Genomic DNA, 23,200 nt, shown 5'->3' on the forward strand with positions numbered 1-23,200 from the left:
GCCGCCCAGCCCCGATCCCACCGCCCGCCCCTCCCCCACGGGCTCCGCGCCGCAGCATCTGGAGCCCCGGCGCCCGCCTGGCAGACGACCGTGTCGGCGGGGGTGGTGCGGGCGCAGCAGTGCGCCGTGGCAGTGCGCCGTGGCAGCGCGCCGTGGCGGCGCAGCATGGCGGCGCAGCATGGCGGCGCAGCATGGCGGCGCAGCATGGCGGCGCAGCATGGCGGCGCAGCATGGCGGCGCAGCATGGCGGCGCAGCATGGCGGCGCAGCATGGCGGCGCAGCATGGCGGCGCAGCATAGGGGGCGGAGCGCTCGTTTGCTGCGGGACGAGCGCTCCGCCGTGGCTCGGCCGTGGGGCGGTCAGGTGGCCGCCCCACGGCCGAGCCGTCAGGCGGCGGCCTTGGCCGTGAGGGCCACGCTCGCCTGGCGGGTCACGCCGCTGACCGTGACGGCAACCGTCACCTGCCCCTCGCGCAACGCCGTCAGCGTGCCCGTAGCCGGGTCGAGCACGGCCACGTGCCACGGCTTGGCCGTCTGCCGGGCGCCGACGTGCAGGTTCGGCGAGCCGGACCAGGCGGCCGAGACCGGGTGGACGGCGGGAACCGTCCGCGACCCCTGTTGGACCGCCGCCGTCACCGGCCCGGGCATGCCGATGGCGACCGTGGCGGGCGCGGTGAGCACGAGGTCGTCCACGTGCGGCCGGACCTGCGTGCCGATCCAGGCCGGCGCGTCGACGAACCAGTTGCGCTTGACGTGCTCGGCCTCGGTCCGCGTCACCGGGTCCACGCCCCACAGCGACCAGCCGGTGAAGCCGCCGTCGCCGGGTGAGGTGGCGGGGTTCTTGCCGGAGTTTCCGTTGATGAAGTACGGCACCGCGTCCACCCGCGCCGCGTGGAACGTCCCCACGTGCGCCCCGATGTAGGCGGCCCCCTTGCCGGTGTCGCGCTGGAAGTCGGCCAGCCAGCCCTCCACCAGCGCGGCCTCCTTGCGGTCGCCGAGCTGGCTGCCCTTGCCGGGCGTCGGGTCCCGCGGCGGCACGTGGAACAGCACCGCGACGGACCCGATCGAGGCGTCCTTCGCGGCCTTGTCCAGCTCGGACCTGAGCATGGCGACCTGGTCGTAGCCGCCGCCCCTGAGGTTCAGCCGGGAGGTGTCCAGGGTGATGAAGCGGGTGCCCTTGTGGTCGAAGGTCCGGTACGTGTCTCCGAAGACGGCCTTGAAGTTGTCGATCTTGCCGCCCATCACCTCATGGTTGCCGGGAATGTAGTGATATTTCAGTGCACCGCCCAGCTCCTCATCGAGGATCCGCTTCGCCAGCGCGAAGTCCTCGGGCGACGCCTCGTCAACCAGGTCACCGTTGATGACCAGGAAGTCCGGCTCGGCCGCCTTGATCTCGCGCAGCGTTCTGCGCGCGTTCTTGACGATGTCGCTGTCCGGGGCCCTGGCCACGAACTGCGCGTCCGACATGACCGCGAACCGCCACGGCATCTCCGCCACCGACGGCTTGACCACGGGGTCGGCGACCTTGGCCGCCGCGGGCGCGGAGACCGCCGGCGGCACCTTGGCGACCAGCCCGTCGATGAGGATCTCGTTGGTGTACTTGGCGTCGGCCTTGGTCTCGGCCACGTAGAAGCGCCGCAGCTTGAGCGGGTAGTTGACGCCCGCGGGCACGGCGAACTCGACGAACCTCCAGCCGGTCCACGTCATGTACGGCCCGCGCAGGATCTGCGATTGCCCGAGCGCGTCGTAGAACTCCAGGCTGGGCCACTCCCCCTTGCCGGTGGAGTGGATCCACAGCCCGAACGCCTGCGGCTGCCCGTCCACCACGATCTGCTGCGGCGGGCTGGCGTACGCGGCCCGGGTGGCGGTCGAGGTGGTGAAGTCGTACGACAGCTTGAGCCCGCCCCCGCTCTGCCCGGGCGCCGCCGACAGCGAGCCGGTGGCGCGGGCCGCGGCGAACGTCCACGTGGCGGCATCCTCGAAGTCGGCGACCGGCTTGTCCTCGAAGCCGACGGTCACCGGCACGGCGGTGCTGAGCTTGCCGACGCGCGCGGTGATGAGCCCGGACCCGGTGGCCTGCTTGGCCTTGACGGTGAAGGAGCCGTGCTCGGCCGCGGTGACCTCGAACAGGTTCTTGTCGTAGTCGAGCGTGAGGTCGGCCGGCTCGATGGGCGCGGAGTTGCCGTTGCGGTCGTAGCCGACCACGCCGAACGTGGCGGTGCGGCCCTGGCCGGGCATGCCGAGCCGGTCGGCGGTGGTGCCGAGCCGCTGCAGCGGCTGGAGCACGGTCAGGTCGACGGTGCCCTGGGCGCCGCCGCGCGAGGCGGTGACGATGGTCTGGCCGGGCACCAAAGCGTGAAATCTCCCGTCTCGGACCACGCCGTGGACGGCCGGGTTGGCACGCCACGACGGGGTCCCGGCGGCGGGCCCGTACGTCTCGTCGTAGCCGGCGGCGGTCAGCCGCCTGGTGAGGCCGGGGAAGACCCGGTCGGGACGGCCGCCGGCGACGGGGGCGGCGCCGGGCGCCCTGGCGGGGTCGTTCGCGGTCTCCAGCCAGAAGCCCTTGAGCTTGCCGCTGCCCTGGGGCGCGTAGAGGGCCAGGCCGTTGGGGACGTGGCGCTCGCCGCCGTCGGACGGGCTGTTCTCGACCTGCACGTCGGCGGAGCCGGGCTCGCGGGCCAGCATGGTGGAGGAGCCGCCGCCGTCGAGGTTGAGCGCGTTCGCGGCGCCGAGGTCGACCATCAGCGCGGCCAGCTCGTTGAGCGTGACGCCGCGGCTGTCGGCTTGGCGGCCGTCCACGGTCAGCAGGTACATCTTCCTGCCGTCGGCGGAGAACCCGACGGCGGTACGGGGGTGCGCGGCCTGGTCGGTGGAATTCTGCGCGACGCCGTCCTTGACCAGCACCCAGTTGCCACCGACGGCCGCCTTGACCGTGCTGCCATCGGACGACTTCGGCTGATATTTCACGTCAACTCGGTCGCCGACCTTCAACGCGGACAGAGCCGTCGCCCCCGCGTCGCGGCCCAGCAGGATCGTGGTCCCGGCGGGGATCGGCCCTGAGCCCGCGGAGGTGCGTACCTCCGAGACGACCCCGTTGACCAGGACGACCTCGGCGACGGACGCCGCGCCCGCGACGGCGCGGGCCCGCGTGTAGGAGCCCCACAGGGATGTGAACAGCCCTACGCCGCCGCCCTGCACGATCTGGTTGAACTGGGTGAGCTTGATCGGCGATCCGCCGGCCGGCGTGGCGGTGCCCTCGAAGTACATCTTCAGCACCCGGCCGACGCCGTCCCCGGTGACCGCGACCGCGTTGTCGTGGCCGGCGACGGGCGACTGGATGAGGTTGCCGTTCTGCACGCCGATGCCCTGGGCGGCGCCCGAGTTGTTGATGTCGAAGAAGTCGCCGTTGACGGCCGCGACGGCGTGGGAGCGTTTGGCGGGCCCGGACAGCGGCTCGGTCTTGGACACCTCGCCGGAGAACACGTAGTCGGCCGTCGCGCCGCCGAGGTCGGCGGTGATCGCGTCCGCACGCAGCCAGCCGAGCGCGTCATAGGTGTCGAACGAGGTCAGCGAGATCCCCGGCGCGACCGGCCGGGTCCTCTTGGCCGTCTCCAGCCGCGGTTGCCCGGCCGCGGCCCGGGCCAGCAACGTGGACGGCGGTGGATAGGACGACGCCTCGAGCGCGTCCTCTGCGGGGGGTACGGGGTCGGCCTGCGCGGGCGCCACGGTCACGGCCAGAGGGCCTAACAGCAGCGCGGTGGCGGCCAGCAATCGGAGGGTCTGCACGACCGAACTCAATCGTTCGTGGATATAACTTTCAAGACTTCGGGGTGAACTAAAAGATAATTTCAGCGCTTGACCCTGGTCAGCCGGTCGAGCGCCTCGCCGTAGAGCGGGTCGAGCCAGTAGTCGCCGTGCCCGCGCGCCTCGGGCAGCGGCTGTCCCGGCCGGGGCCGCGGCGGGTCCCAGCAGAACCGGTCGACGCCGTCGCCGCCGCCGGGCCCTTCGCCGAGCGGGTCCACGCGCCGGAACACGGGCCCGCCGATGGGGTCGCTCAGCCGGTAGAGGTTGTGCCAGGGCACCGCGTCGCGTACCGCGGCGAGCGCCGGCGCGCCGAAGTAGGCCGGGAAGAAGGCGGTGTACAGGCGGCGCAGCGGCGATCCGTGGGTGAGCAGGCCGATGCGCCGCCGCAGCTCGGGCTCGAGCTGCAGCACGAGGGCGGCGGCGATGACGCTGCCCTGGCTGTGCCCGGACAGGATCACCTGGTCCCGGTCGGTCCTGGCCAGCCTTCCCACACGAGTGATCAGCTCGGGGATGACGCGCTCGGTGTAGCAGGGCGGGGCGAGGGGATGGACGGCGCGGGGCCAGAACGTGCACACGTCCCAGAGGATGCCGATCGTCCTGCGCAGGCGGAGGTCGGTGTAGGTACGGCGGCCGAGCAGCACCAGGCCGGCCACGAGCGCGGCCATGGCCCAGCTCCCCGTCGCGGCCGGCAGCCCGGCGACCCCGCCGGCCGGGGTGAACAGGTGGAATCGGTGGATCACGGTGACCGCGGCAAGCCCGGCCACGCCGGCGCCGGTGAGCACGGCCAGCACCAGCCCGGCGCGGTCGGTGAGCGCGGCCAGCGCCCACGTGCCCGCGACCGCGCCGCCATGGCGCTGGCCGTAGTGATGCGCCAGCCGCGGCGCCAGCCTGGCCGTCTCGGCCTTGTGGATCAGCCGGAGGGCGAGCGCGACGGCGAGCACCCCTAGCAGCAGGAGGGGCACCAGAGCCGCCGTCCACCAGACGGGGTCGCCGAGGACGATCCCGCGGTCCGGCCCGCCGAGGGAGGTGGCGGTCCAGAACAGCAGGCCGAGCCCCAGCACGTGCGCGGCGCCCGCGGCGATCATGAGCGTGAACCAGCCGGCCAGGCCGCCCAGCGCCGGCGGCACGGCCGGGCGGTCCATCCGGGCGAGCACCCAGGTGGCGAGCAGGATGAATCCTCCGGCCCCGGCCATCAGGGCCATGTGGAGCGCTCCAATCTCCGCACCGGGCAGCCGCCGCCCGGGCGCGCCGGCGCCCAGACCGGCCACCGCCAGCACGATCGTGGCCGCCAGGACCAGCGGCGCGGCCAGCCTCAGCCCGCGGCACGCGTACGTGAGCCACCGCGGAACCTCCTCCCCCGGATCCAGCCGTCTGGCGATCCACGGCAGCAGTACCAGCACCACGGCCGCGGCCTGGACGGCGGCGTTGGCCACGGTCAGCGCCAGCCCTCGCGGGGTGCCCGCGAACGGCACGGACACGGCCAGCCCGATCGAGGCGAACGCGAAGGCGACGTGCACGACCCGCAGCCGCCACACCGGCGCGCCGCCGTGCCACAGCCGCGGCCGCGCCAGCGGCAGACCGGCCCATGGCACACCGGCCCGAGGCACACCGGCCTGCGGCACGCTGGCCCGCAGCACGCCGCCGGGCGGGATGGCGGTCCGTTCGTCACGCTTCCAGGTGCGCCGGGCCGGCCACCACAGCACCACGACGACCAGCAGGGGCGCCAGCGCGGTGACCGCCAGCCGCTTGGACGGCTCGCTCCCCCACAGCGCGCCCAGCCAGCTCAGCCAGCCGGGAGCCGCATCGCGGGTGCAGGCCCCTCCCGCGGCCGTGCACTGCCAGCCGACGAGGTCGACCGCGGCCCGGGTGACGGCGCCGACGAGCGTGCCGGTGAGCAGCAGCGCGAACAGCCGCTGGGCCGCCTCCGTGACGTGCCGCAGCCGGGCGCCGCGCGCCGGTCTGGGCAGCATGAAGTAGGACAGGTTCGCCAGCGAGAACGGCAGCAGGGGCAGCCACAGCGCCACACTCCAGCCGCCGGAGGTGAGGCCACCCCACGCGTACGCCTCGCGGCGGCGCTGCTCCGGCACGTCCGCGTCGTCGCCCGACGGCCGCCCGCCCGGCCACCAGCGGCGGTGGAATCCGGTGACGCCGTCGCCCGCGACCCGCCGGGGGTGAGGGTGGTTGAGCGTGCCCTCCGGCGGCGTGCCGGCGACGCCGTGCACGCGCAGCTCGGTCACCCCGCCGCAGGTCTCATCGAGGAATCCGTCCACGTCGATCAGGATCCCGCGCGCCGTCTTGTGACGTAAAGTAATTGTCCCGTTACAGTGAGGTTATCTTCAGCTTGTGCGCTGCCGAGATGGCGATGAGCGCGGCCGAGGTGAGCAGGACGACGCGGTCACCGCGATGCCGGGCACAGCCAGCGTCGCCAGGCCAAGAGACGTTTCTGGACACCGATCCGGGGCAGGCGGAGGGAACGTTCATGACGAAGACGGTCCGTCTCTGGCGTTGTCGCGCACGACGGCGCAGACTGGATAGACGGCGATCGCGTGGAGCAGTGGAGCATCCGTGGACAATCACCTTGATCACCTGCCGGTCCTGTCCCGCGGCAGACATCGCAACCCGAAACGCGGTGCCTGTTTCATGGAGCTGGCCTCCTACCTGGCCGGCGAGCGGTGGAGCGACCATCCGGCCTGCACGCATCCGTTGCTGGCCGCACTCGCCCGTCTGGTCAACGACAACGTCAGCGACGACAGCCGCGCCAAGCTGGTCGGACTCGTGCCGTCGATCATCGGGCTGGCCAGCGACGACCTGCGTGTGGACGCGCGGATCGCGCTGCGCTGCGCGACGACGGCGCTGCCGGTGGCCGCGGCCGAGCGCCAGCTCGCGCTGGCCGTCTCGGTGCTCGCGGCGGAGGAGATGCTGGCCAGGCTCGACGGCGCCCCGCCCGGGCGGCTGAGCGCCGAGAGCCGCCGGGCGATGGAGGAGGTGCCGCACGCGACCGAGCAGGCCAGGCGCTTCAGCCGGGCGGCCCGGATCACGCAGAAGGGGTTCCGCAGGTACGCCGCGCCGAACGCGGTGCAACTGTCGGTGGTGGGCATCGTCCAGGCCTGCATCCCGGACCCGGACGCGCTGCTGCGGCGGCTGCTGGAGGAGGCGATCGCGGACTGCGACGCCTTGATCCGCGGCTCCGGGACCGAGGTCCCCGAGGTGGAGACGGTCGCCCCCGCTCCAGCTCCGGCCCACGTCTGACCGGCACCGGCACACCGATCTCCCCCGCGGCATCGCCCGCGGGGGTTCTCGTGTGCACATGCGTGCCGGTGGACGTCGTGCGGACGTGCTAACCCAGGCTGCTTGTGCGCACATGCCCGCGCACGTAGCGTAACGAAACGCTCATCGAGACGGCCTTTCCCCAGCTCAGGAAAGCCTCTCCTTCGTTGCGGATCTTGTCGGCGTATGCCTAAATTTGGGACAAGACACCCGAAGCGGAGGAGTTACATGACCATCGAGCTCACCCGGCCGTACTCTCCTGAGCAGCACCACCACCACCGCGACGTCACCGGTGGCTGGCTGCGCCCGGCGGTGTTCGGCGCCATGGACGGGCTCGTGTCGAACTTCGCGCTGATCGCCGGCGTCGTGGGGGCGGCGGGCGCCGGGCGGGCCGCGGTGCTGGCCGGGTTCGCCGGGCTGGCCGCCGGGGCGTTCTCCATGGCGGCCGGCGAGTACACGTCGGTGAAGTCCCAGACCGAGCTGATGCGGGCGGAGATCGCCGTGGAGCGGCGCGAGCTGGCCCGCAACCCGGAGGGCGAGCAGGCAGAGCTGGCCGCGCTCTACCGGGCCCGCGGCCTGGATGCCGACCTGGCGCGGCGGGTCGCCGCGGGGTTGTCGGCCGATCCCGAGCAGGCGCTCCGGGTGCATGTTCGCGAGGAACTGGGCGTGGACCCGGACGATCTGCCCTCGCCGTACGTGGCCGCCGCCTCGTCGTTCGGCGCGTTCGCGGCCGGGGCGCTGGTGCCGCTGGCGCCGTTCCTGTTCGGCGCGTCCGGCCTGGTGCTGGCCGTGGTGCTGAGCGTGCTGGGGTTGTTCGGGTTCGGCGCGGCGGTGGCGGCGATGACGGCGCGGCCGTGGTGGCTGGGCGGCCTGCGGCAGCTCGCGCTCGGTGTGGGCGCCGCGACGGTGACCTTCGGCCTGGGACACCTGCTCGGCGTCACGGTGTCCTAGCGCCTGCAGGCGGCCGGCGTCGCGAGCTGACAGCGCGGCTGGCAGCGCGGCTGGCGTCGCAAGCTGACAGCGCGGCTAGCGTCGCAAGCTGACAGCGCGGCTAGCGTCGCAAGCTGACAGCGCGGCCGCCCGGGAACGGCGGACCCGGCCTACGGACGGCCGGCGGCAGCGAGCTTGACGCCGAGGCCGATGAGCGCGACCCCGGTCAATCCGTCCACGGCCCGGCGCACGGCGGGCCTGGCGAACACCTTGCGCAGCGTGCCCACGATGGTGGCCACCACCAGGAACCACAGGACCGTCCCTGCCAGCGCGATCAGCGAGAGCATGAGCGTGTCGGCCAGGGAGGCGCCGCCGCTGACGAACTGCGGCACGAGGGCGACGAAGAACAGCGCCGCCTTGGGGTTGAGCGCATTGGTGAGCAGCCCCTCGGCGAAGGCCGCCCACGGGCTGCGCCGCCCAGGATCGGCCGCCACGTCCAGCGTCGGCTCCCCGCCCCTGCGCAGGGCTGAGCGCAGCGCCTTGACCCCGAGATACAGCAGGTAGGCCGCGCCGACCACCTTGACCACGGTGAACGCCGCCGCCGAGGCGGCCAGCAGCGCCGCCACGCCGGTGGCCGCGGCCACCACCCAGGCGAAGACGCCCACGGAGATTCCGAGCGCGGCAGCCATGCCGTAGCCGCGCCCGGAGACGGCGGAACGTCGTACGACCACCGCGAAGTCCGGACCGGGCGACATGGCCCCGAGCAACACGACACCACCGAAAGCCACGAACTGCGTCACAGAGCTCACGACGTTCACTCTATGAGCCCAGACCGCCTTGACCATCAGCGCTTACGGCGCCGCCTCTTGAAGATGGCGCGCAGGGTCAGCAGTAACACGATCGCGACGGCCTGGCCACCCAGCACGATGCGGTTGACGTCCACAGCGGGCCGCCACAGGACATCGCCGTCCTTCAGCACGAACACGCCTGCCGGCGTGGCCCCGAAGCCGAATCCGCCGCCGCTGCCCCCGCTCTCCTCGCCCTTCTCCCCCTTGCCCTCGCCCTGACCGCCGCCGCCTCCGTGGGCGACCCTGGCGACGGGGATGACGACGACGTCGCCGTGCTGGATCGGCTCACCGAAGACTCGCTTGACGGTTGCGGCGTCCTTCGACCGTTCCACCAGTTCCATGATGTCCATTGACCCATCGTCGTCCCCGATCGGCCGATGCACCACCCGCGTGGCGGGTGTGTCCGTTGTGCGATCAGACGCGGCGGCCGCGGAGTTCGCGGTATTTGCGCACCAGCCGTTCCGTGGACGGGTCCGGGAGAGCCGTGGGGGGCTCTTCCGAGGTGAGAGCCGGGGCCAGGTCGAGGGCCATCTTCTTGCCCAGCTCCACCCCCCACTGGTCGAAGGAGTCGACGCCCCAGATGGTGCCCTCGACGAACACGATGTGCTCGTAGAGCGCCACGAGCTGGCCGAGCGTGGACGGGGTCAGTTTCGGGGCGAGGATCGTGGAGGTGGGGCGGTTGCCGGGCATCACCTTGTGGGGAACGATGGCGGTCGCGGTGCCCTCGGCGGCGATCTCCTCGGCCGTCTTGCCGAACGCCAGCGCCGACGTCTGGGCGAGGAGGTTGGCGGTCAGCTGGTCGTGCATGCCCTCGCGGTCGTCATGCGGCTCGGCGAAGCCGATGAAGTCGGCCGGGACGAGGCGAGTGCCCTGGTGCAGGAGCTGGTAGAAGGCGTGCTGGCCGTTGGTGCCCGGCTCGCCCCAGAAGATCTCGCCGGTGTTGGTGGCGACCGGGGCGCCGTCGGCCCGTACGGACTTGCCGTTGGACTCCATCGTGAGCTGCTGCAGGTAGGCCGGGAAGCGGTGCAGCCGCTGGCTGTAGGGCAGGACGGCACGGGTCTCGGCGCCGAAGAAGTCGTCATACCAGACCCCGAGCAGACCCATCAGCACCGGCATGTTGGCGTGGAACGGCGCGGTGCGGAAGTGCTCGTCGATGGTGTGGAAGCCGGCGAGCATCTCACGGAAACGCTCGGGCCCGATGGCGATCATCAGCGACAGCCCGATGGCGCCGTCATAGGAGTAGCGGCCGCCGACCCAGTCCCAGAAGCCGAACATGTTGTCGGTGTCGATGCCGAACTCGGCGACCTTCTCGGCGTTGGTGGAGACGGCCACGAAATGCTTGGACACCGCGTCCCCGCCGAGGGCCTCGACCAGCCAGCGGCGCGCGACCCTGGCGTTGGTGAGGGTCTCCAGCGTGGTGAAGGTCTTGGAGCTGACCACGAACAGCGTCGTCTCGGGATCGAGGTCGCGAAGGTTGCCGGTGATGTCGGCCGGGTCGATGTTGGAGACGAACCGGGCCGCGATGCCGGCGTCGGCGTAGTCGCGCAGCGCCTCGTAGGCCATCGCCGGGCCGAGGTCGGAGCCGCCGATGCCGATGTTGACGACGGTCTCGATCGCCTTGCCGGTGGCGCCCTTCCACTCCTCGGACCTGACGCGGTCGGCGAAGGCGCTCATCTTGTCGAGCACGGCGTGCACGTCGGCCACGACGTCCTGCCCGTCCACGACCAGCTCGGCCTCCCGCGGGGCGCGCAGCGCGACGTGCAGCACGGCGCGGTCCTCGCTGACGTTGATGTGCTCGCCGGAGAACATGGCGGTGATCCGGTCACGCAGGCCCGCCCGCTCGGCCAGGGCCACGAGCAGGTCCACGGTCTCCTGGGTGGCGCGGTGCTTGGCGTAGTCGAGATAGAGGTCGCCGGCGGTCACCGTCATACGCTCGGCACGGCCGGGGTCCTCCGCGAACAGCTCACGCAGGGTCGTGCCCGCCAGCTCCTCCTGGTGCTTGGACAGAGCCGCCCATTCCTGGCTCTGGGTGATGTCGCCGTTCACGCTTCCTCCTCGGGTTGCCAATGACTGATCCATCGTCCCTTGACTTGCTCCCCGGACTGACGACCAGGGATTCCCGTGCCGCTTACGCGGCAGCTCGCGGCGCGTCACCCACGCCGCGAGCTATGGTACGGGGTGCTTGACGCTTCACCGACCCGGGAGGGTCTCCACGCCCTGACACGACCAGCCCGGCCGCGTATCCTCTGGCTTCGATGTTCTTCGCCGCGTTCACATCAGCGTGCTCGACATGCCCGCAGGAGGTGCATCGAAAGTCCGCTTGACCCTCGCGGCTCTTCGCGTCCACCGTCCCGCAGAGCGGGTTCGAGCACGTCTGTGACGTGTACGCAGGATCCACGACCCGAATCGAGGTCCCGGTGTAGCGGGCCTTGGACCGCAACGCGGTCTCCAGCCCGTACCACCCCTTATCCAGAATCGACTTGTTCAATCCGGCTTTCGCCGCGCGCCCGTTGGGCAGGTACCCTCCCGGCTTTCCGGGATCGGGCTTCGGCGCGACCGACGCGGTCATCGCCCGGATGTTCAGCTTCTCCAGCGTGACGATCGCGTTGTCGCGGGTGAGCCGATGCGCGGTCTGGGCATTGAAGTCCGCGCGCCGCCACCGCGCCCGCCGCATCAGATCGCCCATCGCCCGCACCACCCGCCGACGCCGGTTCGAGCCCTTCTTCGACCGAGCCAGCTTGCGCTCCAGCCGCCTGTACCGGATGGCCTCACCCGCCGACAGGAACCCCGTCTCGCCCGGGCCGTCGCCGCCCTCAACCGGCGGCGCTGTCGACGAAACGCCGTCCTCATCGGCGTGCCGGCGGTCGAAGAACTCCCCCTCGCTGGTGACGGCGGCGGTGACCACCCCCCGGTCGACCCCCACATGCCGGCCGGGACGGGCGTGCTCGCCCACCTCGCCGAGGCCATCGTCGACGAGGAAGCTGATGAACCAATGCTTGCCATCGCGGGCCACGGTCGCCGACTTCACGCTCCCTCCCAAGGGGCGGGACAGGCGGAACCTTATCCACCCGAACTTCGGCAGGAACACCCGCCCCCACTTACGATTGATCCGCTCGACCGGGATGTGTTTGGCCGTTGGGAACCGAAAAGACGGCCTCCACCTTGCCTTGCTCTTCCACCGCACCTTCCATGTGCCGTGCTGGCGGCAGGCGAGATCCAGATCCTTCAGCGTCTGCTGGACGACCTGCGCGGGAGCCTCCGACAACCAGGCACAATCCGGGTCGCTCTTCGCCTCGGCGAGCTGGCGGCACTGCGCCTCATAGCCGATGAACGCACCCCGGCGCCGATAGGCGCGACGCTGCTCCAAACCGGTGTTCCACACACTGCGGCAGATCCCGCCCAACCGCTCCGCGAACAGCCGCTGACCGAAATCGAACTCCAAGCAGTACCTCCGACCTGCCAACACCAGCGCAACACCTCCCCCACCAGCCACTCTCGCCCCACGACTCGAACACATCATCCCGTCCGCGAGCCAGCAGACGAAATATCCATACGGTAAGCACGTGGTTACCCACGATGCATGCTCCGCCTGATCAAGATGATTGTTTCCAAGCGGTTCGGTGGTCGCAGGCGGTCGGAGTTGGCAGACAGGCTGGCCCTTTCGATCCGGATGCTGACCTGGACGACGTGATGATCTCGGCGTGTCACGCTCCTAGCGCAGGAAGGCAGGAGCCTGCTGGAGGTTGTGCTCGGCGATGTCCTGCATGAAGGCGCGGTCGGGGAAGTCGCCGTCGAGCAGCCGTAGCGGTCCGGCGACGAGCGACAGGTGCATCGCCAGCGTGTAGCAAGTCAGGCGCTGCTCGTCGAGACCGCTTCTGTGCAGCCACCGGTAGTGCTCGCCAAAGCGGAGTCGCAAACACGCCTGCTCCCACTCGATTCGAAGAACATCAGGCCCTCGATGTCGATGAGGACCGGGCGTCCGTGCCGGTCCACCAGCACGTGGTCCGGTCCGAGTTCGCCGTGGACGGGCCCGTACTCCGAGCGCGGGCCCACCGTGTCGGCCAGCCCGCGAACCATGGCCTCCAGGCGGTCGCGGGCGGTCGCGATCCGCGTGTCGCGCGAGGCGGCTTCGTCGAGGTCTTCGAAGGGCACGGTCGAGGACGACCTGCTCACACGAGTGGCCCTGGGAGAAGCCGTTGTCGATCAGGGCGCCTTTGCCGAAGCCTGGTCCTGGTGTCTTCTTCCTGGTCCGAGCGGAACGCGGTGCGGCCGATGATGTGGCGGATGGCGTCTCGGCCGCCGTACTCCCACAGGGTGGGTGCCACGATCTGGGCCAGCCGGTCTCGTTCCTGCTCCGGGGTGAACGCGCTCGCGTGGTGCTGCAGCACGGCGTACGGGCGGGTCACTGGCGTTCCACGTGCTTGAGATCATGGAGTCGCTGCTGGCCTCGGCGCGTTCCGGGGCGGCGGACACCGTCACGAGCGAGTGCGAACGGCCCGCGGCGGTGGCACTGGCGCCCGGCGTGCCGGGCCGTACGGACTGATCAGACAGGGTCGGCGGCCGGGAGGCGGACCTGGAAGGCGGCGCCTTCGCCGGGCGCCGAGCGGACCTCCACCCGGCCGCCGTGGCGGTGACGATGGCCAGCACTGACTCCCCATCGGAGGTGCCCACGCCGATCCTGACCGCAGTGCCGGCGGGCGTGTGGGTGACGGCGTTCCCGACCAGGTTGCTGACCACCTGCCGCAACCGGGCCTCGTCGCCCAGCACCGGCGCGCTCGCCGTCGGCCCGCCGAACGGCTCGGTGAAGGCGATGGGCCGGGACGGGTCCAGCGCGGCGAAATTGTGCCGGGCGTCGGCGGCCAGGGTACGGAGGTCCGTCGGGGTGAGGTCGAGTCCGGGATCGCCGGCCTCGACGAGGCCGGCGAGCAGCAGCAGGTCCTCCACCAGGCGCGCCAGCCGCCCGGACTCGCTCTCGATGCGGGCCAGCGCGGGCCCCGCCTCCGTGCCGCCCATCCGGTACAGCTCGGAGAAGCCCTTGATGCCGAACAGCGGGGTCCGCAGTTCGTGGCTGACGTCTGCGACGAACCTGCGCATGCGGGCCTCGGACTCCGAACGCGACCCTCAAGCCTGGAACGCCTACCTCGCCGAAGGTAACGCCCGTCAACCCCGCAAGCGAGTGGGTGCCGACGTCCTGATCCGCGACGAACACGGCCACGTCCTGCTCGTGGACCCGGCCTACAAGCCAGACTGGGATCTCCCTGGCGGCATGGCCGAAGCCAACGAGGCGCCCGCCTCGGCGGCCCATCGAGAGCTCAAGGAGGAACTCGGTCTCGACCTTGAAATCGGCCGCTTGCTGGTCGTGGACTGGGTGCCACCTCACGGGCCGTGGGATGACTCGCTGATGTTCATCTTCGACGGCGGAGTCATGAAGCATCGGCACCTTGCACATCTGAAAGTCGTCGACCCCGAACTCGCCAGCGTCCGCCTCGTCGACCCAGCCGAGATGCAGGAGCTACTGCGGCCCTACGTATGGCGCCGGGTCCGCGCCGCCCTCCACGCGCTCTCTAACGCACTAGCGGTGTATTGCGACGACGGGTACCCACTTACTTAGATAGCTTCACCCCGGTCTGTGGACGCGACCTTGTCTAGGGACCGTACTCAGCCACACCTCTACCGGCGGGTCAAGCAGAACGTGGCACTGGTCTTCGTCTTCAACCGGTGGGCATCCCCGCTGGCGGCTACCGGCATGCTGTATCCGGTGTGGGCCATGGTCGCCGTGGCCGCCTCCGCGACCACGATCTTCCTCAACTCCGTCGACGGCCGATCACGGCTGCTGTTCGCCGCCATCGCCATCATCGGCCGCCATCCCACACTTGAGCAAAGCCCCACCTCCGCGCCGGGATAACCACCCCGGTAAGGGGGAGGGCGCCGACCGACAACCGATGAGCACTCAAGCAACCGTACGAGGGCGATACCGTGCGGGCCTGGACCCACCGCGATGGAGCGCTTGCCTCCATGAAAGACCACGACGGTGCCAGTACCGTGCACAGCGACCGCCATGATGCCGTCGAGTATCGCGGCGCTGCTCGGAGAACAGCCCGAGCAGGTAGACCCCGCCCCACCCCGCGCCCACCGGCGCGGGCCGTCGGCATGGGCAGCTCGGGCTGCCACCCGGTCAGCACAAGGAACGCCGCTGGCAGGCGTCGTCCTGAGCAAGTCGTCCCCGAGCAAAAGGTCCCTGCGCAGTTCCCCGGATCCGAATATCTCCTATGAAGCTTAGGTACTAAGTTACACAGGAGAATGATCGGGCGCATACCGAGCGGCGAAAGTGCGACACGACCAGACGGGGGATCGCATGTCAGAGACCAAGGAAAACACCTGCGCTCACGAACCACTACAGAGAGTGACCCGTAGAGCGCATGACGTACGCTCCGGGCAAGATTTCTCCGTACGACCGATCTCGCCGTCGTGCGTGCGCCTTCTCACCGAGCAGGTCCATGCGTGCCTGGGAATAAGCCCGTTCAACAGCTACTTCACCACCGAGCGCATCACCGAACTGACAGCCTGGGCGTTGGACACCTTCACCGCCGTCCACCTGTTCGTCCCGGACGTGCCCGCTGCTGTGACCCTGCAAGCACTTGGCTACACGCAGGAACGAGCCGCTGCCAAAGCGCGCCGCCAGGCGCGCTACTTGCGCAACAAGATCTGCCGTGCTCTGGCCTCCCTAGGCGTGACCGGCCCGGAGGCGATGATCCTCGACTGGGCGGTCCTGTCGCAGAACACCCGCTACCAGGAGTCCCTGGACGCCACGTACGAGGCGTTCGCATCCGACGAACAGTTCGCCGGCACCTGCGTCGAGGCCAGCCGCTGGGTATTGCAAGGCCGCCTCGAACCGCACGAGATCACCGCGACCCGGCTGGAGACCGCCGTGGACTACCTGCTCGCCGAACTACCGCTGTTCCTCGACACGGCGGCGATCGTGGGCCGGCCCGCCTCGGTGTTCTGCTACCACCAGTCGACCGGCTTCCTTGAGCGGCTTTACGCCCGGGAACTACCGATGAAGCCGGCCGACCGACAGGGCTTCGTCGTTGTCCCGCCGGAACTCAGATGATCATGCAGTAGTCCTGGGCAGCCGCGACCACCGCAGGCGTGACCGCGATAATCAGCGGCGTCACCGCCGCGGCAAGCGCAAGAACACCGGCCGGGACGATGACCGCCGCCTTCAACGGAGCCGTGCGGACCAGAAGCCTCCGTACGCGGTGCCCCGTGTCACGACCGGACGCAGCCAGCGCGGACCGGGGGGTCACCTGACCGTCGGCCAGCCTCAGCAGCGCGTCGGCGACGGTCAACCGGTCGGCGGCCTTGACGGCGACATCGTCGGCGGCCAGTTCGGTCAATCGGCCGATCTCCCGCGCGGCCAGCCTGAACAGCAGTACCCGCGGAAAGGCCCGCTTCACGCCCCGGGCCACCGCCACCACCAGGTGGTGATGCCCGCGCAGGTGGGCCCGTTCGTGGGCGAGCACCGCCGCCAACTGACGGTCGTCGAGGGCGGCCAGCGTCGAGGTGGTCAGTACGATCCGGCCACCTCCGCCAGGTAGGCAGTAGGCGGCGGCGATGTCATGATCCAGCACCAGCGCACCGAGCGCCGTGTCCCGGCGGGCCACCATCTCCAAAACCGCCACGTGCCGCCGCCGCTCGCCGCCGGCGGCCACCAGTTCGAGACTGATGCCGTAGAGCAGCCGTCCTATGATCCCGACAGAGACCACAAGTCCCACAGTGGCCACCAGCGCCCCGCCTGGGGTGGCATAAGCGGCGCGCACCATGAGCACGCACGCGTTGAGGAACTGCGCCAGATCAGCGCCGGGCGCGCTGACCGGTATTACCACCGTCAATCCTGCCAAGACGGCCGCTCCCACGACCGCCGCGCTGAGCGACTGCCAGCACAGGATGGCCAGCCGCGGCGCTCGGTCCAGCCATACGGCTCGGCGCAGAACGAGCGGGCCCAGCACGGCGACGGCGACGCCGTACGCCAGCAGGATGAGGGCGACGTTCACTGGACGGACTCATCCGATCTGGCCGCGTCCAGCAGCGCTCGCAGTTGGGCGACCTCGCCCTGATCCATCCGCTCGACGAACCGCGCCAGGGCGGCGGTCCGATCCAAGCTCGCATCCAAAGCGTCGGCCATCAGCCCGGCCACGTAGTCTTCGCGGCTGGCCTTGGCCCAATACAGGTAGGCGCGACGCTTCAGCTCCCTGTCCACCCATCCCTTGCGGTAAAGAATCTCCATCACGGTCTGCACGGTGGTGTAGGCCAGCTCGCGCTCCTGGCGTAGCCGAGTGAGCACCTCGCGCACCGGCAGCGGGCCATCGGCCGCCCACATCACGTCCATGATGGCGGACTCCAGGTCACCCAATCCCCGCACCATTCTGCCGCTCACGCCTCCAGGCCCGTCTTTCGCACCCTAATCACCTAAGTTCCATAGGCAAACTTACCTGTCCGATGACATCGATGTGGTGCCTACGGGCACGCCGGGTACTGCGGCCATGCCGTGCAGAACGGCCATCAGACTCTTCTCGGGTACCGCATCGCGTACTTGCGAGCGAACGCCGGCAGGCTAAGCGTCCGGCCTGCCCAGCCACGCAAATCAGCGCCGGAGTGTCCGCCCGGCACGGCGCACACAGCGACCCCAGTAGTTGCCCACCACCACCTTGCCCAGCAGCGTGCCGACCTCGAAGGCGCGCCCGCCCAGGTCCGTGCCGCGCGACTCAGAGGCGATCGTGCGTTCACTAGCTTGGAGCGCCTCGGACGCCACGGCCGTCCCCGACACCCGCAAGTGGGAGCTGTCGACCTGCTGCCCGGCGCAGGCGAACACAACCATGACGATCCCGGTGGCAGCCGCCACGGTCCTGATCCGCTTGCGAGGGGCCGTGACGTCCCCCGGAGCCCTCGGCTTACCGCACCTTGGCGAGGAACGCATCGCGGCAGCCCGTCGAGCAGAACCATTCGGTCACGCCGGCGTGCTCGACAGAAGCAGCAGCGGTAGCGGGCTCGACCTGCATGCCGCAGATCGGGTCGGTGACGGTCGCGGGTTCCGCACCGGTTTCCACCCTGACCTCCAGGTCGGCCGATACAGATGAGGCCCGGGGAAGGTGAGGGGCGGTGAAGCGGCGCAGCCGGTTGGCGTTGCCGACCACCGACAGCGAGGACAGCGCCATCGCCGCCGCGGCGATGATCGGGCTGAGCCGGATACCGAAGAACGGGTAGAGGACGCCGGCCGCGATCGGGATGCCCACCACGTTGTAGACGAAGGCCAGGAACAAGTTCTGGCGGATGTTGCGCATGGTGGCCTTGGACAGCCGGATCGCGGTGACCACGCCGCCGAGCGCCCCGGAGATCAGCGTGACGTCGGCGGCCTCGATGGCCACGTCGGTCCCGGTGCCGATGGCGAATCCCACGTCGGCCTGGGCCAGGGCGGGGGCGTCGTTGATGCCGTCGCCGACCATGCCGACGCGCCGGTTCTCGCCCTGTAGCCGGGCGATCTCGGCGGCCTTATGCTCCGGCAGCACCTCGGCCAGCACCCGGGTGATGCCCACCTGGCGGGCGATCGCCTCGGCGGTCCGGGCGTTGTCGCCGGTGATCATCACGACGTCCAGGCCGAGGTCCTGGAGCGCGGCCACCGCGTCGCGGGAGCCTTCCTTGATCGTGTCGGCCACCGCCAGCACCCCTGCGGGTCCGCCATCGACGGCGGCCAGGATCGAGGTACGGCCGGCCGCGGCGAACTCGCCGGCCGCCTCCTCCAGGGCGGCAACCTCCACGCCCTCCTCAGCCAGGAAGCGGGAGCGGCCGACGAGCACCTCGTGCCCGCCTGCGGTGGCCCGGATTCCCTTGCCGGTCACCGAGTCGAAGTCAGTCACCTCCGGAATGTTCAGGCCACGCTCGTCGGCCCCTCGGGCGATCGCCTCACCCAGGAGGTGCTCCGACGACCGCTCGGCGGCCGCCACCAACGCCAGCAGGTCGTCCTCGGCCCACCTGTTCGTCGGCGCCACATCGGTGAGGGCGGGCTGGCCACGGGTGATGGTGCCGGTCTTGTCCAGCACCATGGTGTCCAGCTTGTGCGCGGTCTCCAGCGACTCGGCATCCCGGATCAAGATCCCAGCCTGAGCACCTTTTCCGGTCCCGACCATCACCGACAGCGGAGTGGCCAGGCCAAGCGCGCACGGGCAGGCGATGATCAGGACGGCGACCGCCGCCACCAGGGCCAGGGTGAATGCGGGCGGGGGCCCGGCGACGAACCAGACGGCGAAGGAGACGATCGCAATGGCGATGACGGCGGGCACGAAGTAGCCGGACACCAGGTCGGCCAGGCGTTGGATGGGTGCTTTGGAGGCTTGGGCCCGTCGGACCAGAGTGATGATCTGGGCGAGCATCGTCCCCGCGCCGACCTTGGTGGCCTCGAACCGGAACGCGCCGGTCTGGTTGACGGTCGCGCCGACCACCTCATCGCCCACCCCCTTGGTCACCGGGATGGATTCGCCCGTCACCATGGATTCGTCCAGCGTGGAGCGGCCGTCGACGATGACGCCGTCCACCGGCACCTTCTCACCCGGCCGGACGACGATGACGTCGCCGGGCATGACTTGCTCGATCGGAACTTCGGCCTCGGTGCCGTCGCGCAGCACGCGGGCGGTCCTGGCCTGAAGCCCGATCAGCGCGCGGATAGCCTCGCCGGTGCCCGCCTTGGCCTTGGCCTCGAACAGCCGGCCGAGCAGGATCAGCGTGAGGATCACTCCGACGGCCTCGTAGTAGACGTTACGGACGTCCTCAGGCAGCAGGCCGGGAGCGGCGGTGGCCAGCAGGCTGTAGCCGTAGGCGGCCGAGGTTCCCAGCGTGATGAGCGCGTTCATCTCCGCGCCCCGGTGGGCCAGGGTCAGCCAGCCGATCCGGTGGATGGGCCAGCCGGTGTAGAACATCACCGGTGTGATCAGCAGCAGTTGCACCCACGGGTTCAGCAAGAGGCCCGGCACCCATCCTGCGCCGAAGACCTCGTGCGCCATCACCGCCACCGCCACCGGCGCCGTGAGGACCGCGCCGACGAGCACCCGCCGGGACAGGTCGGCGATCTCCGCGCGACGCTCGGCGGCCTCGCCGTTCTCCGCCTCGCCCGCACCCACCGCGAGTTCGCCGCCTTCGGCGGCACGCTCAACGCGCCGGGCCGGTTCGGGGGCGCTCTGGGGCGCGCCCCCGTCGCCGGAGTCCGGCTCGACGATCAACTTCCCACGGACCATGTTCATGCCGCAGGCAAAGCCGTACTCACCGGCACGATTTGGCATCAGCTCCACGGTGGTCTTGCCGAACGCCGGCAACGCCTTGCTCGTCCCGAAGTCCGGGAAGACCACCTGAGAGGTGCACTCCCCGCTCTCGCGCCGGTCGAACGTGATGCGCAGCGGCACGCCCTGCCGTACTCGAATCTGGTCCGGCGAGTAGCCGCCCTTGACCGTGATTTCGACCTCCTGGGCGCCCTCGCGCACCTCGGCGAGTCTGGCCTTCTTCGGCCCGAAGAAATACCAGGCCAGAAACCCGAGGAGGCCCACCGAACCGACCAGGACCCCGATCTCTGAACCGGTCATGTCGTCACCCCTTCGGTGCGTCTACTCACAGAATACCCATATGGGGTATTTCAGCGTCAACTAAACACCTTAGGCGAATAGGACAGAGATCGGGTGACAGGTCAGCCCATCATGCCCGAGCCGTGCTGGGACATTCCGCCCATCATCGAGCCGGACATCATGTCCTCCATCTGCTGGCGGGCCTTGTCACGTTGATCAGCCGGCAGGTGGTCGGTGCAGTGCCGGATCATGGCATCTCGGTCCATGCCATCGTGGTTGCCATTGGGCGTCGGAGTGGACGTCGCACTCGGCGTCGGAGCGGGTGCCGGTGTCGCCGCAGACGCCGTGGCAGCACCGTAAACGCTGGCGCCGCCGAGAAAGGTCGCGGCCACTGCGAGCCCGATGACCTTACGCCTGATCATGATGTGCTCCTCTCATTCGAATCCTCACCCAGGACGCTAGGCAGGCGGTGTGAAGGATCTGTGAAGAGGCCGTGTGCGAGCTCTGTGGCCGGTCGCCGCGGTGCGGACCAGGCTGCTCGGTGAGGGGAGAATCGGAGGTATCCACGCGAAGGAGGGTCGCATGACCAGCACCGTTCTCGTCATCGACGACGAGCCGAAGCTTCGCCGCCTGGTCAAGGACTACCTGGAGCGTGATGGGTTCATCGTCTTGGAGGCTGGCACAGGGCGACGGGCTCTGGAGCTGATCGCCGCGGGCCGACCCGATCTGGTGATCCTCGACCTGGGGTTGCCGGACCTGCCTGGGGAGGAGGTGGCCCACCTGGTACGCCGGGACAGCGACGTGCCGATCGTGATATTGACCGCCAAAGCCGGCGAGAACGACCGGGTGATGGGGCTGCGCCTCGGCGCCGACGACTACGTCGTCAAACCGTTCAGCCCGCGCGAGCTCGTGGCCCGGGTCGAGGCCGTGCTACGTCGCACCCGCGCCGGCCGTACCGCCGAGCTGGAAATCGCCTCCTACGGGGGCGGACGCCTGTCGATCGACGCCGAGCGGCGCGAGGTACGCGTGGACGGCGAGCCAATCACGCTCACCCGTACCGAGTTCGACCTGCTGGCCGCGCTGGCTTCGCGCCCGGGCCGCGCCTGGACTCGGCTGGAACTCACCTCCCGGGTGCAGGGTTACGACTTCGAGGGATACGAGCGCACCATCGACGTGCACGTGAAGAACCTGCGCCGCAAGCTCGGCGACACCCCGCCGTCGCAGCTGATCCTCACCACACCGGGCGTCGGCTACAAGCTCGGGGTCGAGCGCGATGCGTGATCTGCTGCGCGGCCCGTTCGCCCGCCGACTCGCCCTGGCCTTCGCCGCCCTCGGCCTCGGGGCGGCGGCGCTGACCGCGCTCCTGGTCAACGCGGCTTTCGGGGCTCGATTCGACGACTATCTCGCCGACCAACAGCACGTGCGCGAGCAGCAGTTGGCCGCACTCTTCGCCGACAGCTACGAGCGTGAGAGCAGCTGGGATCAGCGATCGCTGGACGAATTGGCGCCGAGCCTTGCCATGACCGGATCCCAGGCGGAGCTCCGCGGACCGAACGGACAGCTCATCTGGTCCCTCGATCCCGGCATGGCGGAGATGCACCAGGAGATGATGGGCACCAGCCCGCCCGGGCCGCCTCGCGACGTGCCGATCATGGTGGACGAACGCCGCGTCGGCACGTTGACCATCCGGCTCCCGCAGGGTGCGATCCCCGCCGTGGACAGGGAGTTCCGCACGGCGGTCAACTGGTTGCTGATCGCCGGCGGCATGGCCGCCGGGCTTGTGGCGCTCGCCACGGGCTTGTTCTTCGCACGCCGCGCCACGGCGCCGATCATTGAGCTAACTCGGGCCGTCGACGATCTGGCTGCCGGACATCGGGACCGGCGCGCCGCGCTATCGTCTCGCGATGAGATCGGCAGGCTCGCCACGGCGTTCAACACCATGGCTGACCGCGTCGAGAAGGAAGACGAGCTGCGTCGCCTGTTCGCCGCTGACGTGGCGCATGAACTGCGCACCCCGCTGGCGATCCAGCGCAGCCAGATCGAGGCCATCCAGGACGGCATCGCCGAACCTACATCCGAGGTCATCGACTCCCTGCACGAGGAGACCCTCCGGCTGAGCCGACTCGTCGCCGACCTGGAAACGCTGGCTTCGGCGGATGCGGCGGCCTTCACACTGGACCGCGGGACGCTGGCCCTGGACGCGCTTGTGGAGGAGACCGTCGCCGGGCTCGCCGGACAGTTCACGGAGGCGGGAATCGCGCTACGCACCCACCTGGCCAAGGTGCGGGTGGACGGCGACGCGGTACGACTGCGCCAGGTCGTCACCAACCTGCTCACCAACGCCCTCAAGTTCGTCCCTGCCGAGGGCGCCACCACCGTCACCCTGCGGCGCGTCGGTGGACGAGCGGAGTTGAGCGTCGCCGACACCGGGATCGGCATCCCCGACGACGAGCTCCCCCACGTCTTCGACCGGTTCTTCCGCGGCAAGGCCGCCCGCGCCAGAGGCTCCGGCATCGGCCTGGCCGTCGTCGCCGAACTCGTCGCAGCTCACCACGGCCAGGTCACCGTGGAGAGCCGGGCGGGACATGGAACCACCTTCACGGTCGTTCTGCCCGCCTGCGATGAGGCGGCACGGTAGCCGACGCCCCGTTAACCGATGTCAGCCCGACGAGCGACACCGAATACGTAGTTGCTGCCGACGGGACTTCGCCAGTCTGGCCCGCACCCACCGCGAACTCATCCGTAT

Annotated in this window: 20 protein-coding genes; 7 read left to right on the forward strand and 13 right to left on the reverse strand. The window is 70.2% G+C overall.

Annotated features, from left to right (window positions below):
* Positions 1-386: 386 nt before the first annotated feature.
* Together OHA25_RS40775 and OHA25_RS40780 are read right to left on the reverse strand one after the other, a co-directional pair.
* Positions 387-3,785: a phosphodiester glycosidase family protein gene (locus OHA25_RS40775; RefSeq protein WP_327582248.1), complete on the reverse strand. Its 3,399-nt coding sequence runs from the start codon at positions 3,783-3,785 to the stop codon at positions 387-389.
* A gap of 62 nt (positions 3,786-3,847) precedes the next feature.
* Positions 3,848-6,073 carry a hypothetical protein gene (locus tag OHA25_RS40780; protein WP_327582249.1) on the reverse strand — a complete coding sequence of 742 codons (2,226 nt, stop codon included), beginning with the start codon at positions 6,071-6,073 and terminating at the stop codon, positions 3,848-3,850.
* 295 nt (positions 6,074-6,368) lie between these two features.
* Between OHA25_RS40780 and OHA25_RS40785 the strand changes: the two genes are divergently transcribed.
* Complete coding sequence (locus tag OHA25_RS40785; protein WP_327582250.1) at positions 6,369-7,052, forward strand: hypothetical protein; 684 nt, start codon at positions 6,369-6,371, stop codon at positions 7,050-7,052.
* A 246-nt stretch (positions 7,053-7,298) separates the two neighbouring features.
* Positions 7,299-8,021 carry a VIT1/CCC1 transporter family protein gene (locus tag OHA25_RS40790; RefSeq protein WP_305920585.1) on the forward strand — a complete coding sequence of 241 codons (723 nt, stop codon included), beginning with the start codon at positions 7,299-7,301 and terminating at the stop codon, positions 8,019-8,021.
* A 149-nt stretch (positions 8,022-8,170) separates the two neighbouring features.
* Here OHA25_RS40790 and OHA25_RS40795 read toward each other — a convergent pair whose 3' ends face one another.
* The 6 genes from OHA25_RS40795 to OHA25_RS40820 all read right to left on the reverse strand — a co-directional run bounded on the left by OHA25_RS40795 (position 8,171) and on the right by OHA25_RS40820 (position 13,942).
* The gene (locus OHA25_RS40795) at positions 8,171-8,809 is read right to left on the reverse strand and encodes a LysE family translocator (RefSeq protein ID WP_327582251.1); all 639 of its coding nucleotides are present in this window, start codon (positions 8,807-8,809) and stop codon (positions 8,171-8,173) included.
* 35 nt (positions 8,810-8,844) lie between these two features.
* Positions 8,845-9,198 carry a spore germination protein GerW family protein gene (locus OHA25_RS40800; protein WP_305920534.1) on the reverse strand — a complete coding sequence of 118 codons (354 nt, stop codon included), beginning with the start codon at positions 9,196-9,198 and terminating at the stop codon, positions 8,845-8,847.
* Between the two features lie 64 nt (positions 9,199-9,262).
* Positions 9,263-10,927: a glucose-6-phosphate isomerase gene (pgi, locus tag OHA25_RS40805; protein WP_327582252.1), complete on the reverse strand. Its 1,665-nt coding sequence runs from the start codon at positions 10,925-10,927 to the stop codon at positions 9,263-9,265.
* 49 nt (positions 10,928-10,976) lie between these two features.
* Positions 10,977-12,368 (reverse strand): RNA-guided endonuclease InsQ/TnpB family protein, encoded by a 1,392-nt coding sequence (locus OHA25_RS40810; RefSeq protein WP_327582253.1) that lies wholly within the window; start codon positions 12,366-12,368, stop codon positions 10,977-10,979.
* A gap of 329 nt (positions 12,369-12,697) precedes the next feature.
* A complete protein-coding gene (locus OHA25_RS40815) occupies positions 12,698-13,021 on the reverse strand; it encodes a hypothetical protein (RefSeq protein ID WP_327582254.1) in 324 nt (107 codons plus the stop codon).
* A 30-nt stretch (positions 13,022-13,051) separates the two neighbouring features.
* Entirely contained in the window at positions 13,052-13,942 is an 891-nt protein-coding gene (locus tag OHA25_RS40820; RefSeq protein WP_327582255.1) for a sensor histidine kinase, read from the reverse strand.
* Here OHA25_RS40820 and OHA25_RS40825 point away from each other — a divergent pair.
* From OHA25_RS40825 to OHA25_RS40835, 3 genes are all read left to right on the forward strand, one after another.
* Entirely contained in the window at positions 13,941-14,459 is a 519-nt protein-coding gene (locus OHA25_RS40825) for an NUDIX hydrolase (protein ID WP_327582256.1), read from the forward strand. The two genes, OHA25_RS40820 and OHA25_RS40825, sit on opposite strands and share 2 nt — an antisense overlap.
* Positions 14,460-14,489: 30 nt before the next feature.
* Complete coding sequence (locus OHA25_RS40830; RefSeq protein ID WP_327582257.1) at positions 14,490-14,753, forward strand: hypothetical protein; 264 nt, start codon at positions 14,490-14,492, stop codon at positions 14,751-14,753.
* 498 nt (positions 14,754-15,251) lie between these two features.
* Positions 15,252-15,959 carry a tRNA-dependent cyclodipeptide synthase gene (locus tag OHA25_RS40835; protein WP_327582258.1) on the forward strand — a complete coding sequence of 236 codons (708 nt, stop codon included), beginning with the start codon at positions 15,252-15,254 and terminating at the stop codon, positions 15,957-15,959.
* Here the strand turns inward: OHA25_RS40835 and OHA25_RS40840 are convergent.
* The 5 genes from OHA25_RS40840 to OHA25_RS40860 all read right to left on the reverse strand — a co-directional run bounded on the left by OHA25_RS40840 (position 15,952) and on the right by OHA25_RS40860 (position 20,876).
* Positions 15,952-16,902, reverse strand: a complete 951-nt coding sequence (locus tag OHA25_RS40840) for a M56 family metallopeptidase (protein WP_327582259.1) — start codon at positions 16,900-16,902, stop codon at positions 15,952-15,954. The two genes, OHA25_RS40835 and OHA25_RS40840, sit on opposite strands and share 8 nt — an antisense overlap.
* A complete protein-coding gene (locus OHA25_RS40845) occupies positions 16,899-17,285 on the reverse strand; it encodes a BlaI/MecI/CopY family transcriptional regulator (RefSeq protein WP_327582260.1) in 387 nt (128 codons plus the stop codon). Before OHA25_RS40845 ends, OHA25_RS40840 begins: the two co-directional genes overlap by 4 nt.
* A 207-nt stretch (positions 17,286-17,492) precedes the next feature.
* Positions 17,493-17,750 carry a hypothetical protein gene (locus OHA25_RS40850; protein WP_327582261.1) on the reverse strand — a complete coding sequence of 86 codons (258 nt, stop codon included), beginning with the start codon at positions 17,748-17,750 and terminating at the stop codon, positions 17,493-17,495.
* Between the two features lie 49 nt (positions 17,751-17,799).
* The gene (locus OHA25_RS40855; protein WP_327582262.1) at positions 17,800-20,475 is read right to left on the reverse strand and encodes a heavy metal translocating P-type ATPase; all 2,676 of its coding nucleotides are present in this window, start codon (positions 20,473-20,475) and stop codon (positions 17,800-17,802) included.
* 101 nt (positions 20,476-20,576) lie between these two features.
* Positions 20,577-20,876, reverse strand: a complete 300-nt coding sequence (locus OHA25_RS40860; protein ID WP_327582263.1) for a hypothetical protein — start codon at positions 20,874-20,876, stop codon at positions 20,577-20,579.
* A 160-nt stretch (positions 20,877-21,036) separates the two neighbouring features.
* Here OHA25_RS40860 and OHA25_RS40865 point away from each other — a divergent pair, with 160 nt between their 5' ends.
* Positions 21,037-21,735 (forward strand): response regulator transcription factor, encoded by a 699-nt coding sequence (locus OHA25_RS40865; protein WP_327582264.1) that lies wholly within the window; start codon positions 21,037-21,039, stop codon positions 21,733-21,735.
* Complete coding sequence (locus OHA25_RS40870) at positions 21,728-23,092, forward strand: sensor histidine kinase (RefSeq protein WP_327582265.1); 1,365 nt, start codon at positions 21,728-21,730, stop codon at positions 23,090-23,092. Before OHA25_RS40865 ends, OHA25_RS40870 begins: the two co-directional genes overlap by 8 nt.
* Positions 23,093-23,200: the final 108 nt, after the last annotated feature.

The organism is Nonomuraea sp. NBC_00507 (assembly GCF_036013525.1).
Lineage (GTDB): Bacteria > Actinomycetota > Actinomycetes > Streptosporangiales > Streptosporangiaceae > Nonomuraea.

What these genes read in the sequence shown, in the direction of transcription:
- OHA25_RS40790 (WP_305920585.1), top strand. Translation starts at nt 7,299, where the DNA reads ATGACCATCGAGCTCACCCGGCCGTACTCTCCTGAGCAGCACCACCAC.
- OHA25_RS40800 (WP_305920534.1), bottom strand. Translation starts at nt 9,198, where the DNA reads ATGGACATCATGGAACTGGTGGAACGGTCGAAGGACGCCGCAACCGTC.
- pgi (WP_327582252.1), bottom strand. Translation starts at nt 10,927, where the DNA reads ATGGATCAGTCATTGGCAACCCGAGGAGGAAGCGTGAACGGCGACATC.
- OHA25_RS40810 (WP_327582253.1), bottom strand. Translation starts at nt 12,368, where the DNA reads ATGATGTGTTCGAGTCGTGGGGCGAGAGTGGCTGGTGGGGGAGGTGTT.
- OHA25_RS40825 (WP_327582256.1), top strand. Translation starts at nt 13,941, where the DNA reads ATGCGGGCCTCGGACTCCGAACGCGACCCTCAAGCCTGGAACGCCTAC.
- OHA25_RS40820 (WP_327582255.1), bottom strand. Translation starts at nt 13,942, where the DNA reads ATGCGCAGGTTCGTCGCAGACGTCAGCCACGAACTGCGGACCCCGCTG.
- OHA25_RS40855 (WP_327582262.1), bottom strand. Translation starts at nt 20,475, where the DNA reads ATGACCGGTTCAGAGATCGGGGTCCTGGTCGGTTCGGTGGGCCTCCTC.
- OHA25_RS40860 (WP_327582263.1), bottom strand. Translation starts at nt 20,876, where the DNA reads ATGATCAGGCGTAAGGTCATCGGGCTCGCAGTGGCCGCGACCTTTCTC.
- OHA25_RS40865 (WP_327582264.1), top strand. Translation starts at nt 21,037, where the DNA reads ATGACCAGCACCGTTCTCGTCATCGACGACGAGCCGAAGCTTCGCCGC.
- OHA25_RS40870 (WP_327582265.1), top strand. Translation starts at nt 21,728, where the DNA reads ATGCGTGATCTGCTGCGCGGCCCGTTCGCCCGCCGACTCGCCCTGGCC.